At 73.9% G+C, this 14,825-nt stretch carries 14 protein-coding genes; all 14 read left to right on the forward strand.

Going from position 1 to position 14,825, the window contains the following annotated elements:
• The first annotated feature begins 74 nt into the window (after positions 1–74).
• The gene (locus tag ACF1A5_RS12065; RefSeq protein WP_392192721.1) at positions 75–974 is read left to right on the forward strand and encodes an SCO3242 family prenyltransferase; all 900 of its coding nucleotides are present in this window, start codon (positions 75–77) and stop codon (positions 972–974) included.
• Positions 971–1,870: a sugar phosphate isomerase/epimerase family protein gene (locus ACF1A5_RS12070; RefSeq protein WP_392192722.1), complete on the forward strand. Its 900-nt coding sequence runs from the start codon at positions 971–973 to the stop codon at positions 1,868–1,870. The genes ACF1A5_RS12065 and ACF1A5_RS12070 overlap by 4 nt, the downstream gene beginning before the upstream one ends.
• Positions 1,867–2,559 (forward strand): EboA domain-containing protein, encoded by a 693-nt coding sequence (locus ACF1A5_RS12075; RefSeq protein ID WP_392192723.1) that lies wholly within the window; start codon positions 1,867–1,869, stop codon positions 2,557–2,559. Before ACF1A5_RS12070 ends, ACF1A5_RS12075 begins: the two co-directional genes overlap by 4 nt.
• The gene (locus ACF1A5_RS12080; RefSeq protein WP_392192724.1) at positions 2,559–3,425 is read left to right on the forward strand and encodes a TatD family hydrolase; all 867 of its coding nucleotides are present in this window, start codon (positions 2,559–2,561) and stop codon (positions 3,423–3,425) included. Before ACF1A5_RS12075 ends, ACF1A5_RS12080 begins: the two co-directional genes overlap by 1 nt.
• A gap of 2 nt (positions 3,426–3,427) precedes the next feature.
• Entirely contained in the window at positions 3,428–4,627 is a 1,200-nt protein-coding gene (gene eboE / locus ACF1A5_RS12085) for a metabolite traffic protein EboE (protein WP_392192725.1), read from the forward strand.
• On the forward strand, positions 4,624–6,021 hold the full coding sequence (locus tag ACF1A5_RS12090; RefSeq protein ID WP_392192726.1) for an alkaline phosphatase family protein: 1,398 nt from the start codon (positions 4,624–4,626) through the stop codon (positions 6,019–6,021). Before eboE ends, ACF1A5_RS12090 begins: the two co-directional genes overlap by 4 nt.
• 49 nt (positions 6,022–6,070) lie before the next feature.
• Positions 6,071–7,078 (forward strand): sugar phosphate isomerase/epimerase family protein, encoded by a 1,008-nt coding sequence (locus ACF1A5_RS12095; protein ID WP_392192727.1) that lies wholly within the window; start codon positions 6,071–6,073, stop codon positions 7,076–7,078.
• A gap of 256 nt (positions 7,079–7,334) precedes the next feature.
• Positions 7,335–7,919 (forward strand): hypothetical protein, encoded by a 585-nt coding sequence (locus ACF1A5_RS12100; RefSeq protein WP_392192728.1) that lies wholly within the window; start codon positions 7,335–7,337, stop codon positions 7,917–7,919.
• Complete coding sequence (locus ACF1A5_RS12105; RefSeq protein ID WP_392192729.1) at positions 7,916–8,581, forward strand: DUF5987 family protein; 666 nt, start codon at positions 7,916–7,918, stop codon at positions 8,579–8,581. The genes ACF1A5_RS12100 and ACF1A5_RS12105 overlap by 4 nt, the downstream gene beginning before the upstream one ends.
• The gene (locus ACF1A5_RS12110) at positions 8,578–10,224 is read left to right on the forward strand and encodes a GMC family oxidoreductase N-terminal domain-containing protein (RefSeq protein ID WP_392192730.1); all 1,647 of its coding nucleotides are present in this window, start codon (positions 8,578–8,580) and stop codon (positions 10,222–10,224) included. Before ACF1A5_RS12105 ends, ACF1A5_RS12110 begins: the two co-directional genes overlap by 4 nt.
• Positions 10,221–11,306: a hypothetical protein gene (locus ACF1A5_RS12115; protein WP_392192731.1), complete on the forward strand. Its 1,086-nt coding sequence runs from the start codon at positions 10,221–10,223 to the stop codon at positions 11,304–11,306. Before ACF1A5_RS12110 ends, ACF1A5_RS12115 begins: the two co-directional genes overlap by 4 nt.
• Positions 11,307–11,414: 108 nt before the next feature.
• Positions 11,415–12,554 carry a trypsin-like peptidase domain-containing protein gene (locus ACF1A5_RS12120; protein ID WP_392192732.1) on the forward strand — a complete coding sequence of 380 codons (1,140 nt, stop codon included), beginning with the start codon at positions 11,415–11,417 and terminating at the stop codon, positions 12,552–12,554.
• 105 nt (positions 12,555–12,659) lie between these two features.
• Positions 12,660–12,845 carry a hypothetical protein gene (locus tag ACF1A5_RS12125; RefSeq protein ID WP_392192733.1) on the forward strand — a complete coding sequence of 62 codons (186 nt, stop codon included), beginning with the start codon at positions 12,660–12,662 and terminating at the stop codon, positions 12,843–12,845.
• A gap of 37 nt (positions 12,846–12,882) precedes the next feature.
• Entirely contained in the window at positions 12,883–14,814 is a 1,932-nt protein-coding gene (locus tag ACF1A5_RS12130) for an HEXXH motif domain-containing protein (protein ID WP_392192734.1), read from the forward strand.
• Positions 14,815–14,825: the final 11 nt, after the last annotated feature.

Below are 14,825 nucleotides of genomic sequence, written 5' to 3' on the forward strand. Positions count from 1 at the left end.
GTGACGCCGGGTCCCACAACGGCCCGCCCGGGGCCCCGCGTCCGGGATCCGCGGCCCTCGCGTCCGCTCCGGCCGTGACACCGCCGCCGGGCCGACGCCTGCGGGACCTGGCCGAACTGGTACGTGCCCCGGCCGCGTTCACCGTGCCGGGAGACGTCCTGGCGGGAGCGGCCGCCGCGGGCCGTCGCCCCGACGTGGCCGTCGCCGGTCTGGCCGCCTCCTCGGTCTGCCTGTACTGGGCCGGGATGGCGCTCAACGACTGGGCCGACCGCGACCTGGACGCCGTCGAACGTCCCGAGCGGCCCATCCCCTCGGGCCGCGTGAGCGCACCAGTCGCCCTGGGCACCGCCGTGACCCTGACCGCGGTCGCCCTCGGCCTGGCCGCGGCCGCCGAGGGCCGTCGCGCGCTGACGGTCGCCGTGCCCCTCGCGGCGACCGTCTGGGGCTACGACCTGTGGGCCAAGTCCCGGCCGTCGGGTCCCGCGGTGATGGCGACGGCCCGGGGACTCGACGTGCTGCTCGGCGCCCGCGGAGGCCGGATACGGCCCGCCCTCCCGGCGGCCGCGACCGTTGCCGGGCACACCCTCGCCGTCACCGCGCTCAGCCGCGCCGAGGTCACGGGAGCGGAACCGTGGCTGCCCCGGATGACACTCGCCGCCACCGGAGCCGTGGCGGCCGCGGCCGCCACGGCGCTCCGCGACGGTCCGGCGCGGCAGGGCAGGGGCCGCGGACACCGCCTGGCGGTCGCGGGCGGGCTCGTCGCGTACGGCGCGACGGCGGGCCGCGCCCAGGCGCGGGCCGTCGCGGATCCCTCGCCGGGAAGGGTCCGCGGGGCCGTGGGCGCGGGGATCCTCGGCCTGATCCCGCTCCAGGCCGCGCTCACCGCGGGCGCGGGCTCGGTCCGTTCCGCGCTTCCGCTCGTCGCGGTCTTCCCGTTGGCCCGGGCCCTGTCCAGGCGGGTGTCCGCGACATGATCGAACCACGTCTGCGCGACAGCACGCCGGCCGAGCCCGTCCTGCGATACGGGTTCGGCACCAACGGCTTCTCCAACCACCGGCTGGAGGACGCGCTCGCCGTCATCGCGGACCTGGGCTACGACGGTGTGGCGCTCACCCTCGACCACCACCACCTCGATCCGTTCGCGCCCGGCCTGGCCGCGCGTACGGCGGCCCTCGCCAAGCGTCTCGACGGTCTCGGGCTCAGTGTGGTGATCGAGACCGGAGCCCGTTACCTGCTCGATCCCTGGCACAAGCACGAGCCCACCCTGCTCGCGGCCGAAGGACGGGAACGCAGGGTGGACTTCCTGCGCCGGGCCGTGGCCGTCGGTGCCGACCTCGGGGCCCAGGCCGTCTCCTTCTGGGCCGGCGTCAGGCCCGCGGCACTCGGCCCGCGGGCGGCCTGGGACCGTCTGGTCGCCGGATGCGCCGAGGTCGTCGAGGCGGCGGAGGAGGCGGGCGTCCTCCTCGGCTTCGAACCCGAACCGGGGATGCTGGTGGAGTCCGTCGACGAGTACACCAGGCTGGCCGCGGCGCTCGGCGACCCTGCGCCGTTCGGCCTGACCCTCGACATCGGCCACTGCCGCTGCCTGGAGCCGTACCCCGTGCCCGAGTGCGTGCGCCGGGCCGGGAACCGGCTGGTCAACGTGCAGATCGACGACATGCGCCGGGGCACGCACGAGCATCTGGAGTTCGGCAGCGGCGAGATCGACTTCCCGCCCGTCCTCGACGCCCTCGACGAGGTCGGCTATCGCGGGCTGGTCGCCGTCGAACTGCCCCGGCACAGCCATGACGCACCGGGCGTGGCCCGCCGCTCCCTGGACTTCCTGCGGTCGTGCGACCCAGCGGTCCGCCGTGAGGAGGAGATGGCATGACACCCGACCGCCTCAGAGACGCCCTGACCGGCCGGACGACCGAGGAGGGCCGGGACTGGCTCGCCGGCGCGTGCGCCTCGGTCACCGCGGAACCCGGAGTCGTCCGCGGCCTGTTCCCCCTGGCCGGACGGCGATGCGGACGTGGCCCGCTGGACCCCGCCGATCCGTACGGGTGGAGGGTGGACGACGCGGCCCGGGCCCTGCTGCTGGCCGCGATCCCGTTGACCGGCACCCCGTTGCTGGAGGAGATCGGGGAGCTCTACCGCAGCGGTGACGCGGCCGAACGGCGCGCCGTGCTGCGCGCCCTGCCGCTGCTGCCCGTCGGCGACGGCGCGCTGCCCCTGGTGCGCGACGCGCTGCGCACCAACGACACACGGCTGATCGCGGCGGCCCTCGGCGACTACGCGACCGACCACCTGGACCCGGAAACCTACCGCCAAGGCGTGCTCAAGTGCGTCTTCACCGGAATCCCGCTGACCGCCCTGCCGGGCCTGCCCGGCAGAGCGGACAGCGAACTGGCCCGAATGATGGCCGCGTTCGCCCGGGAGCGGACCGCCGCGGGACGGGACGTGCCCACCGACATCGTGCCGCTCCTCGCGCGCTTCCCGGACGCCGCGCTGACCGGCCACGGGGAACTCGCGGACGTCCCCACCGCGACCACCGACCGTCCCAGCCCCCGGGAGGCGTGATGCGTATCTTCGACCCGCACATCCACATGACCTCGCGCACCACCGACGACTACGAGGCGATGCACTCGGCCGGCGTACGCGCCCTGGTGGAGCCCGCGTTCTGGCTCGGCCAGCCACGCACCTCCGTGGGCAGCTTCCTGGACTACTTCGACTCCCTCATCGGCTGGGAACCCTTCCGCGCCGCCCAGTTCGGTGTCCGGCACCACTGCACGATCGCCCTCAACCCCAAGGAGGCCAACGACCCGCGCTGCGCGGAGGTTCTCCGGCACCTGCCGCGCTATCTGCTCAAGGACGGCGTGGTCGCCGTCGGTGAGATCGGCTACGACTCGATGACACCCGAGGAGGACGAGGCGTTCGCCGCCCAGCTGCAACTCGCTCTCACCCACGGTCTGCCGGCGCTGGTCCACACGCCGCACCGCGACAAGGCCGCGGGAGTCGAGCGCACCCTCGCCGTGGTGAAGGAGTCGGGAATCGCCCCGGAGCGCGTGGTCGTCGATCACCTGAATGAGGTGACGGTACGTCAGGTAGTCGATTCGGGCTGCTGGATGGGGTTCTCCATCTATCCCGACACCAAGATGGACGAGCGCCGCATGGTCGCCGTGCTGCGCGAATACGGCACGGACCGGATGCTCGTCAACTCGGCCGCGGACTGGGGGCGCAGCGACCCCCTGAAGACCCGGAAGACCGGGGACGCCATGCTCGCCGCCGGGTTCTCCACCGACGACGTGGACAAGATCCTGTGGCGCAATCCCGTCTCCTTCTACGGCCAGAGCGGCAAGCTGGAACTCGACGACTCCGAAGCGCCCGGGTCAGGCGCCACTTTCGAGGGCAACTCCGTTCTGCGCGGCGTCCGGGCGGAGGTGTAGCCGTGCGGCTGCTCCACCCCGACGGCACCGTCGTCCACCTCGCGTACTGCACCAACGTCCACCCCGCCGAGGACCTCGACGGAGTTCTCGCCCAACTGGGCCGGCACGCCGAGCCGGTGCGTGAGCGGCTGGGTGTGCCCGTCCTCGGCCTGGGCCTGTGGCTGGCCCGCGACGCCGCGGCGGCCCTCGCCGCGGACGACGGCCAGGTCGCAAGACTCCGCCGGGAGCTGACCGCCCGCGGCCTGGAGGTCGTCACCCTCAACGGCTTCCCCTACCGCGGCTTCCACGACCCCGTCGTCAAGCACGCCGTCTACCGGCCGGACTGGACCACGCCCGAGAGGTTGCACTACACCCTCGACCTCGCCCGGGTGCTCGCGGCACTGCTTCCCGACGACGCCGCGCACGGCAGCGTCTCCACCGTCCCGCTGGGCTGGCGGACCCCGTGGACGGCCGGTCGGGCGGACGAGGCCGCCCGTACGCTCGACTCGCTGGCCGGCGGTCTGGCCACCGTCGCCGCCGACACGGGCCGGACGATCAAGGTCGGCCTGGAACCCGAGCCGGGCTGCGTCGTCGAGACCACCGCTCAGGCCACCCGGAACCTCGCCGGCGTGGACACCGACCGCATCGGGGTCTGCCTGGACGCCTGCCATCTGGCGGTCGGCTTCGAGGAGCCGGCCGCCGCGCTCGCCCGCCTGGACGCGGCCGGACTCCAGGTGGTCAAGGCCCAGGCCTCCTGCGCCCTGCAGGCCGGCGATCCGGCCGACCCGGCGACGCGAGCGGCACTGGCCGCCTTCACCGAGCCGCGCTTCCTGCACCAGGTCCGGGAGCCAGTGCCCCGGCAGGCGACGTCTGCCGGGGAACCGGGCGCCCCGCCCCTGGCCGTGGACGACCTGGACGCCGCCCTGGCCGGGGGACTGCCCGGCCGGGGCCCCTGGCGAGTCCACTTCCACGTGCCGCTGCACGCCGACCCGGAGCCCCCGTTGAGCACGACGCGCCCCGAACTGGAGGCGACCCTCGCCGCCCTGCTCGGCGGCGACACCGCGCGCACAGCTCATGTGGAGGCCGAGACCTACACCTGGGGTGTGCTCCCCGAGGGTCGCCGGCCGCGGGGCCCCGGGGCCCTCGCCGACGGCATCGCCGCCGAACTGGCCTTCACCCGCGACCATCTGATCTCTCTCGGCCTGAAGGAGGTCGCCCCGTGAGCCCCGTCCCCCTGCTCGTCCTCGACGTGGTGGGCCTCACCCCCCGGCTGCTCGCCCACATGCCCCGGCTGCGCGCCCTGGGCGAGGCGGGCTTCACCGCACGCCTGGACACCGCGTTCCCCGCCGTCACCTGCACCGTGCAGTCCACCCTGCTCACCGGACAGCCCGCCACCGGCCACGGCATCGTCGGCAACGGCTGGTACTTCCGCGAACTCGGCGAGGTACTGCTGTGGCGGCAGCACAACGCGCTCGTCGGCGGGGAGAAGCTGTGGGACGCCGCGCGGCGCTCCCATCCCGGCTACCGCGTCGCCAACGTCTGCTGGTGGTACGCCATGGGAGCCGACGTCGACCTCACCGTCACCCCGCGGCCGGTCTACTACTCCGACGGCCGCAAGGAGCCAGACTGCTACACCCGCCCCCCGCAGCTGCACGACGAACTCACCGCCAAACTCGGCACCTTCCCGCTGTTCACCTACTGGGGGCCGACCGCCTCCATCACCTCCTCCCGATGGATCGTCGACGCCGCCCGGCACATCCTCGCCACCCAGGCCCCCGACCTCAGCCTCGTCTACGTCCCCCACCTCGACTACGACCTGCAGCGCTACGGGCCCGACGATCCCCGCGCCGCCGCGGCGGCGGCCGAGGTCGACCGGGTCCTCACCCCGCTGCTGGACGACGCCGCCGCACGCGAGATCACCGTGGTCGCCCTCTCCGAGTACGGCATCACCAACGTCTCCAGGGCGGTGGACGTCAACCGGGTGCTGCGCCGGGCCGGGCTGCTGAACGTCCACACCCAGGACGGCATGGAATACCTCGACCCGTGGACGTCGGCCGCCTTCGCCGTCGCCGACCACCAGGTCGCCCACGTCTACGTGGCCGACCCGGCCGACACCGAACGCGTCCGCGAACTGCTGGCCGGCACCGACGGCGTGGCCGAGGTGCTCACCGACGCCGGCAAGAAGGCGTACGGCGTCGACCACCCGCGTGCCGGGGACCTCGTCGCCGTCGCCGAGCCCGACTCGTGGTTCACCTACTACTACTGGCTCGACGACGACCGCGCCCCGGACTTCGCCCGTCTGGTCGAGATCCACCGCAAGCCGGGCTACGACCCGGCCGAGCTGTTCATGGACCCGAAGGACCCCAAGGTCAAACTGCGCGCCGCCGTTGCGCTCGCCCGCAAGAAGCTCGGCCTGCGCTACCGCATGAGCGTCGTCCCCCTCGACCCGTCCCCGGTACGCGGCAGCCACGGCCGCCTGCCCGGCCACCCGGACGACGGCCCCGTGCTCCTGTGTTCCCGACCCGGCGAGGTGCGCGACCACTACGACGCGACCGAGGTCAAGGACCTGCTGCTGCGTCTGGCCGGGATCACGCCGAGCGGCTCCCCGGCTCCATGACCCCCTGACCCCACGACCGCCCGGACCGACGAACCAACCGGAGGAACCGATGCCACGCCCGATCACCTTGTTCACCGGTCAGTGGGCCGACCTGCCGTTCGAGGAGGTGTGCCGGCTGGCGGCGAAGTGGGGGTACGACGGGTTGGAGATCGCCTGCTGGGGCGACCACTTCGAGGTCGACAAGGCACTGGCCGACGACGACTACATCCCGCGCCGCCGCGCCCTGCTGGAGAAGTACAACCTGCGCTGCTGGACGCTCTCCTGCCACCTCACGGGCCAGGCCGTCTGCGACCATCCCATCGACGAGCGCCACCGCGGCATCCTTCCCGCCCGCATCTGGGGCGACGGCGAGCCGGAAGGCGTCCGGCAGCGCGCCGCGCGGGAGATCAAGGACACCGCGCGCGCGGCCGCCGCGTTCGGGGTGAAGACCGTCGTCGGCTTCACGGGATCCTCGATCTGGCACACCGTGGCGATGTTCCCGCCGGTTCCGCCGGAGATGATCGAGCGCGGCTACGCGGACTTCGCCGAGCGCTGGAACCCCATCCTCGACGTCTTCGACGAGGTCGGCGTGCGCTTCGCCCACGAGGTCCACCCCTCCGAGATCGCCTACGACTACTGGACCACGGTGCGCACCCTGGAGGCGATCGGCCACCGGGAGGCGTTCGGGCTCAACTTCGACCCGTCCCACTTCGTCTGGCAGGACCTGGACCCGGTCGGCTTCCTGTGGGACTTCAAGGACCGCATCTATCACGTGGACTGCAAGGAGTCGGTCAAGAGGTTCAACGGGCGCAACGGCCGCCTCGGCTCCCATCTGCCGTGGGCGGATCCGCGCCGCGGCTGGGACTTCGTCTCCACCGGGCACGGGGACGTCCCCTGGGAGGCGTGCTTCCGGATGCTCAATTCCATCGGGTACGACGGGCCGATCTCGGTGGAGTGGGAGGACGCGGGCATGGACCGCATGGTCGGTGCCCCCGACGCCCTGCGGTTCATCCGCGCGCTCGGAGCGATCGAGCCCTCGGCCCAGTCCTTCGACTCGGCCTTCTCCTCCGGAGACTGACGCCTTCACGACCAGGACCTCGCCTCGCGGCCGGCCGACGACCGGTGGGGGCCGCCGGCCCGGCCGCGGCGGCCCCGGACGCGCGCGACCGGCCCGTGAGGACGGTTCGCGGGGGCGATCGTGCCGTGCTGTGAAGACATGAAGGACTTGGGACTGGGGTCTTGCCCGCGGAGATGACGCGCGATCAGGATGTGGCGCCAACTGACTGGTGAGTAACAAGCGCCGGTCGCAGCCGCCACCACAAGAGGGTCCTGCCATGGCTTCGTTCCCCCGTTCCGTCGCCGCGGGCCTGGTCGCACTGATGACGCTGACGCTCGGTGCGACGCCCGCCGACGCCGCTGGCGGCCCCGGCCCGGGCCCCGTCTCCGGCTACACCGACCCGGCGTTCGGGGCCGACTGCACCTTCCACCACTTCGGCGAGGGGGAGAGCCCCCCGCTGAGCCTGATCGGCACCGACCCGCTGTGCGTGGAGTACTCCAAACGGGACATCACCGTCAGCAACGGCGGTGCGCTGCGGTTCCTGCTGGCCGAGCCGGCGCGCTTCGCCGTCGCCGTCCCCGCCTGCCGCTACTGGCAGCTGGACCACTGGAGCGTGCAGGCGCGGCCGCACGGCGCCGAACTGGTGGGCTGGGACGGCAGCTACTGGTTCGACAAGAGCACGGCAAGCGCCGGCGCGCGGCTGCGCCACCTGACCGTGGCCGGATTGCCCGCCACACCCGCGCACGCGGCCCGGGTGCTGCGGCCGTACGATCCGCGGCTCGCCGACGCCGTCGCGCGTGCGGCCCTCGGCACGACGGTGCACCTTCCCGCCGGCCTGCCGTGCCCCGGCGCGCGGCCATGAGCGACCTCCTCACGCGGCGGCGGCTGATCGCCGGTCTGGCCGGGGCGCTCGCCGCGGTGACCACCGGCGCCCTCGCGCGCGCGGCGCCGTCCGCCGCCGCGGCGGCGGTGCCACTGAGCGGCGGCGTGGTCGCCACCCTGGAGGCGTTCGCCGACACCATGGTCCCGGGCGAGAAGCGGTACGCCGATGACCGGGCCGTCGCCGGGGCGGCGTCCGGCGCCGGCGCGGTACAGGCCGGTGCGATCGCCCTGCTGCGGCTGCCCGAACTCGAGCTGGGCCCGCTCCTGCCCGAACTGGCGGTACTGCTGAACACGCGAGCCACGGCCTACGCGCTCGCCAGGGGGCGCGTGCTGCCGCCCACCCGGCCCGCCTTCACGGCACTGGACTTCGCCGACCGCACCGAACTGGCCGCCACGCTGCTGCGCCCCGCCGAGACGGACCAGAAGATCTGGGTCCTGCTGGCCCTGTTCAGCGCGGCCGCCTTCGACACCGCGGCCCACCTGCACACCACGGAGGCGATCGGCGAGCGCCACCCCGGCCTGGCCTGGCTGCGCTTCCCGGCACCGGACCCGGACGGGCTCTGGCGCTTCCCGCAGTACTCGTACGGCAGACGGCTCGCGTGGGAACACCCACGAACCACCACGGGAGGCAGCCCGGCATGACCGTCACCGAACGTACGGACGTGCTGGTCGTAGGCAGCGGATTCGGCGGCTCCATCCCCGCCTACCACCTGGCCGCCGGCGGAGCGCGGGTCGTCGTCCTCGAACGCGGGCCACACCTGCGGTCCGCGGACTTCGCCCACGACCTGCGCATGGGAAGCTACACCCGCACGGTGGACCTGGTGCAGGGCGACGGCATCACCGTGGTCGCCGGCAACTGCGTCGGCGGCTCCAGCGTGGTGTACTTCGCCGCCTCACTGCGCGCGCCCGGATTCGTCTTCGACCGCCGGGGCGGCCTCGGCCACCGGCTGTGGCCCGCCTCGCTCACCCGCGCGTCGCTGGATCCCTGGTACGACCGGGTGGAGGAGACCCTCCCGGTCGCCCTGCCCCGATGGGACCAAGTCCCTTACCCAGGAGGCCTGTTCGCTGCCGCGTGCACCCGCGCCGGACGCACCTGCAATCCGGTCCCGGTCGCCGTCGACCTGGACCGCTGCACCAACTGCAACTGGATGCTGAGCGGCTGCCACTTCGACGCCAAGCGCTCGATGCTGCTCAACTACCTTCCGGCCGCCACCGCGGCGGGCGCCGAGATCCGGGCCCTGCACGAGGTGCAGACGATCGCCCCGGCCACCACGCCCGGCTACCGCTACCGGGTCGCCTACACCGTCCTCGACGCGGACGACTACCGGGTGCCGGTGGCCGCCGGCACCATCGAGACCAAGGTGCTGGTGCTCGCCGGCGGCGCCCTGGGCACGCCCGTGCTGCTGCGGCGCTCGGCCGCGCTGCTCGGTGGGGTGCCGGGCGCGGTCGGCCGGTACTTCTCCGGAAACGGCGACCGGGTCTCCATCGCCGACGTCGACGAGTCCAAGGTCCGCGATCTGCTGGGCCTGGAGCGGGCACCCGGCACACCCTACGAGGCCTTTCCCGTGGGCAAGCCGATCGGGTCGATGTCGTTCGACCGACTCGACCCGAGGGCACCGGAGTTCACCCGCTTCTCCCTGCAGCAGATCTACTTCCCCGGAATCACCAACATCCTGGCGCAGGCCACCGATCATCCGGACTCCAGCTGGTTCGGGGTGCAGAAGAAGGAGTTGCGGGCCCGGTGGCGGTCCTGGCTTTCGGTGCTGGCCATGACCGAGGACGACAACGAGGGTGTCTTCGGTGCGCCACCCGCCACCGGAAGTTTCACCCGCGTCGCGTCCTCGGTGGGCCTGTCCAGCCTTCGTTACCGGCCCTCCGCCAACACCCTGCGCGGCTGGGCCGCCGCCGACACCGAGGCGCGAGCGGTACTGGAGCGGGACCGGCTCGCCCGGGTACGCCCGTGGAACGAGGTGGTCGGCTCGCTGACCGCCCACCCGCTGTCCTCCTGCCGGATGGGTGACGACCCCGCGAGCTCCGCGCTGGACGACCACAACGAACTGCGCGGCCACCCCGGCCTGTTCGTCACCGACGCGGCCGCGGTGCCCACCTCGCTGTGCGTCAACCCGTCCCTGACCGTCGCCGCGCTGGCCGAACGTGCCTGCCCGCACATCGTGGCCCGCGCGGCCGAGGCGGGTGTGGCGGTCCGCTACGGGGCTCCGGCACCGGACGGGTCGACCGCCGGCCGCCGGGGCGTCCTGAAGAACGCGCTGGGAGAGAGCCGATGAAACGGAATCAGGACGACGTCGCCCGCCTCTACTCACCGCGGCTGCGGGGCCGGCCGGGCCGGCTGGAGGTCTGGTACGCGACGTTGACCGACCCACGGACCGGCACCGGGGTGTGGATCCACCACGAGGTGGTCACCCCGCCGGACGGTTCACCGGGCCCGGCCCGGGCTCACGGCTGGATCTCGGTCTTCCCTCCCGGCGGGCCCCCGGTGACCGAGCGGTTCACGGCCGACGCCGAGCCGGTCGGGGCCGCGCAGACCGACTCCGAGCCGCTCGACTCCGGGCAGACCGGCGCCGGGCAGATCGGCGCTGGGGCGGCAGGGGCGGCAGGCGCGCCCGGATCGAAGCAGACCGTGTCGGAGCAGGACGACTCCGGCGGGGTCTACTTCACGTCCGCGGACGTGCACGCCTCGCGGGCCCGCCTGTCGGGACGCGCGGGACGGATCCGATGGCGACTGGACGTCCACGAGGCAGGCGCCCCCCTGTACACGTTCCCTCGCTGGGCCTGGGAACGGGCGGTCCTGCCGGCGGCGCAGATCGTGCCCGCACCGGACGCGCGCTTCGACGGCTTCGTCGAAGTCGGCGCGGAGCGGCTGAAGTTGACGGGAGCCACGGGCGCGGTCGCCCGTATCGCGGGTCATGGCAACGCCCGGCGCTGGGCCTGGCTGCACGCCGGGCTCGGCGGTGGGGACGTCCTGGAGGTGGTCGCCGCCGTGGCGCGCCGTCCCGGAATGCGCCTGCTGCCACCCCTGCCCCTGCTCCGGCTACGCGTCGGCGGACGGGACTGGCCGGCCGATCCGCTGCTCGCCGCGCCGCTGTTCAAGGCCCGGATCGGCCTGCCGGAGTGGTCGGTGCGGGGCCGGGTCGGACGGCGCCGGCTGTCGATCGTGGTACGCCAGGACCCGGGCGACTGCGTGACGCTCGGCTACACCGATCCGGACGGAGCGACGGCCACCTGCACCAACAGCGAAAGGGCCTCGGCGGAGGTGGTGGTCGAACGACGCACCGGTTCCCGCTTCGAGATCGAGCACCGGTGGACCCTCGACCACACCGCACACGCCGAAGTCGGAACGCGCCCCTGACCCGTGCGCCGTCGCCGTCGGCGGCGGACGGTACGTTCGGGCTCGTGAACCTCCCTACGACGGCACGGGTCTCGCGTACGCCCGGGGCGGGAGGGGTAGGGGACCCGCGTGAGCGGGTCGGGGGGACGGGGACTGGAGGCGGCGCGCGTCGCCGAGATACTGGTCGGCCGGCACGGCGGACTGCCCGGCCGCCGGGGTTCCGGCTACCGGGTGGGCGGGTCCTTCGTGCTCACGGCGGCGCACGTCGTCACCGGCCCGGTGGCGGCGCTGCGGGTGCGCTTCGACGCCGACCAGCCGGGGGAGTGGAGTGCCGACGCCCACGTCGTAGTGCTGGCCGAGACGGCGGACGTGGCCCTGCTGGAGCTCGCGCACATGCCGCCCGGCGCTCCCGCCGCCGACCCGCCGCGCTGGGCCGCGGTGCCCGGCACGGACGTGGTGCTGCCCTTCACCGCGATGGGCTTCCCCCGTTTCAAACTCCGCCAGGACACCGCGCGTCCGCTCGACGACGGGTCGCCCAGCCAGTACCGGGACTCCTGCCACGTCTCCGGCACGGTCTCCGTGCTGTCCAACCGCCGCGAGGGCACCCTCGAACTGGCCGTGGCCGTACCGCCCGCCGACGTCGAACCGGAACGCTCCCCCTGGGAGGGGATGTCCGGCGCGGCCGTCTGGTGCGACGGAGCCGTGATCGGTGTGCTGAGCGCCCATCACCGCGCCGACGGCCTGGGAAGGCTCGCGGCCCGCCGGGTGGAACGCTGGTACGACTGGCTCTCCCCGGACGAACTGGAGCTGTTCCAGCAGCACGCCGGACTACCCGCACGCGACGCCCTCGCCCGCACCGACGGCGCGCACGACTCGCGCGACCCGAACAGCTCGCGCGGCCCGCGCGGCCCGCTTGATCCGCACAGCCCTCACGGCCTTCGCCGCCCGGTCCCCGTCCTCGCCTCGCTGCCTCCCGACGTCCCCCTGCGCGAACTGGTCACTCTCGTCGACGCGTTGACCGCACTCCCCACCCTGCGCAGCCCGAACGGCATGGCCCTCCTCCTGGAGAGCATCAGCGACCGGGTCGCGGCGAACAGCCCCCGCGACCCCCGGCTGCGGATGGACGTCTACGGCGTCGTGCGCACCTGTCTGCGCTATCCCGGCACCCTCGACCAACTCCTCGAAGCGGTGCGCCTGCTGGAGGGATCGTCGGCGGAAGCGGACCGTGTGGACGAGGCCGCCGCCCAACTGGCCCGGCTCTACAGCTGACTTGATCTCGCGGCGCGGCCGGGAAACGGGGTTTCGACTTGTGCCGCGCTGGGTCATCATGGATGAGGGCACCGACGGTGACGACTCGCGTGTACGGGAGGGGACTTGGCAGCCGTGGAACAGACGATGCCTGCCGTGGAGTCCGATCTCGTCGATCTCTCGGGGATCTCACTGGAAGCGCTGCGGTCCATGGACGGCCCGGCCTTCACCGAGTCGCTGGAGCAGTTGCTGCACCACATCGACGGCCCGCAGGCCATCACGCTGTCGTACAACCCGTCCCGCTTCGACTGACGCGATGAGGTGATCGGAACGGTGCAGTGGGGAATCCGTGGCTGCTGAGGCCACGCGACGGGGGGACCACGCACAGGGGCACCACGTACGGGACGACGGCGTACGGCGGGACCACCTGCCGTTCCACCGGCTCTCGGAAGCCGGTGTCCTCGCTCTCGCCCGCGGCGACGGCGACGGTGCGGTCGTCGCGGAACTCCTGAACGCCGAGCGCAGCCGCCGCCTCCTGCTGCTGCGCGCACTGGACGACGAACTGTCCCGGGGCGCCCCGCCCGCGCAGCGGGCGGACCCGGTCGGGTACGCGGAGGCCTGGACCCTGCTGACCCGCGCTCAGCACCGGTCGCCCGAGGCGTTCGAGGACGTCCTGATGTCCCCGAACACCGGGATGTGGGTGTCGCTCGCGGTGCGCCGGACCAGGGGGCGGTCCTACGAGGAGGCCCCGCGCTGGGTGGTCCTCGGGCATCTCGCGGCTCTGGCCGCCGCCGCGGCGGCCAGAGCCGGACTCGACTTCTCGATCACCGTTCCCGTGCGGGGCGGACTGGTGCCGCTGCCGACCCTGGGATGCGCGGTCCTGCCGGACGGGAAGGCGTGGAGCACCGCCCGCGTCGCGGGACACGAGGGCCACCTGCGGATCAGCGGCACGCGCGGCGAGGTGGAGGTCGCGCCGCCGTGGGACGTCCGCGTCCCCGACTGGCACCCGCGACGCCTGCTGACCCTGGGCTCGGGGGAGGGTGCGAAGACCCTGGTGCTGGAGGACCTCGATCCCTACCGGACGTTCCCCCGCCCGAGTGAGCCGCGCCCGCTGCCGGAGCCGGAGGCGGAGCTGTGGCGGTCGCTCCTCGCCGACGCGTGGGACACGGTCCTGCGTGACGACCCGGAGAGCGCCGAGGCCATGCGACGCGGGCTGATGTCGCTGACGCCCACCGCGTCGAGAGAACGTTTTCGGCCGCACAGCAGCACCGCCGGCGACGCCTTCGGCGCCCTCACGGCATCCCGGCCGGACGACGTCGCCCAGCTCGCCGCGACCCTCGTCCACGAGTTCCAGCACACCAAGCTCGGCGGCCTGATGCACCTGGAGGCACTGACCGTGCCACCGCCGGACCCGTCGTCCCCGGAACACCTGCTGTACGCCCCCTGGCGCGACGACCCGCGCCCCCTGGGCGGCCTGCTCCAGGGCATCTACGCCTTCCTCGGCGTGACCCGGTTCTGGCGGGCACACCGGCGGACCGCCGCCCCGGCCGACGCCCCGACCGCCCACTTCGAGTTCGCGCTGTGGCGCACCCAGGTGTGGTCCACCCTGAACGCGGTCCGCGGACACGAGCAGCTGACACCGCTCGGGCACCGCGTCGTCGAGAGCCTGCACGCACGGTGCGCCGAGTGGATGGCCGACGAGGTCCCGGCGGCCGAGCTGCGCCTGGCCCAGGAGGCCGCCGAGGACCACCTGGCCCGCTGGCGGGCGCACCACCTGCGGCCGCCGGCCGCCGCCGTCGACGAGGCGGTGCGCGCCTGGCGGCGCGGTGCCGCCCGCGCTCCGTCCTCCCTGGCCGCCGAACCGATCCTGGTGCCGGACACCGAGGCGCGCTTCCTGGACGGCGCGGCCGTCCTGGCCCGCCACCGCCTCGGCGAGCCGGACGGACCCTGGCGGTGCACCGCCGGCCGCCACGGCGGCGACGCCGGGGCAGTCGACGGCGCCGACCCGGCCGACGTCCTGCTGGCCCGCGGCGACAGCGCCGGAGCCCGCGCCGCCCACGTCGAGAGGCTGACCCGCAAGGGCGCGCCCGTGTCCGCCTGGGCGGGCCTGGGCCGGGCCCTGGCCGACGACCCCGCCCACCGCGCCGCGTCCCGGCTGCTGCTCCGTCACCCGGAGCGGGCCCGCGCCCTCCAGGACGCCCTGGAGGCCTCGACGGGCCGCCGCGCGGACCCCGTGCACCTGGCGGCCTGGCTGGCGTCCGGCGGGACGGCGGAGAGCTAGGGGCCGTTGCG

The sequence above is a fragment of the Streptomyces sp. NPDC014864 genome (assembly GCF_043081525.1).
Lineage (GTDB): Bacteria > Actinomycetota > Actinomycetes > Streptomycetales > Streptomycetaceae > Streptomyces.

What these genes read in the sequence shown, in the direction of transcription:
- ACF1A5_RS12095 (WP_392192727.1), top strand. Translation starts at nt 6,071, where the DNA reads ATGCCACGCCCGATCACCTTGTTCACCGGTCAGTGGGCCGACCTGCCG.
- ACF1A5_RS12070 (WP_392192722.1), top strand. Translation starts at nt 971, where the DNA reads ATGATCGAACCACGTCTGCGCGACAGCACGCCGGCCGAGCCCGTCCTG.
- ACF1A5_RS12100 (WP_392192728.1), top strand. Translation starts at nt 7,335, where the DNA reads ATGGCTTCGTTCCCCCGTTCCGTCGCCGCGGGCCTGGTCGCACTGATG.
- ACF1A5_RS12110 (WP_392192730.1), top strand. Translation starts at nt 8,578, where the DNA reads ATGACCGTCACCGAACGTACGGACGTGCTGGTCGTAGGCAGCGGATTC.
- ACF1A5_RS12105 (WP_392192729.1), top strand. Translation starts at nt 7,916, where the DNA reads ATGAGCGACCTCCTCACGCGGCGGCGGCTGATCGCCGGTCTGGCCGGG.
- ACF1A5_RS12080 (WP_392192724.1), top strand. Translation starts at nt 2,559, where the DNA reads ATGCGTATCTTCGACCCGCACATCCACATGACCTCGCGCACCACCGAC.
- ACF1A5_RS12075 (WP_392192723.1), top strand. Translation starts at nt 1,867, where the DNA reads ATGACACCCGACCGCCTCAGAGACGCCCTGACCGGCCGGACGACCGAG.
- ACF1A5_RS12115 (WP_392192731.1), top strand. Translation starts at nt 10,221, where the DNA reads ATGAAACGGAATCAGGACGACGTCGCCCGCCTCTACTCACCGCGGCTG.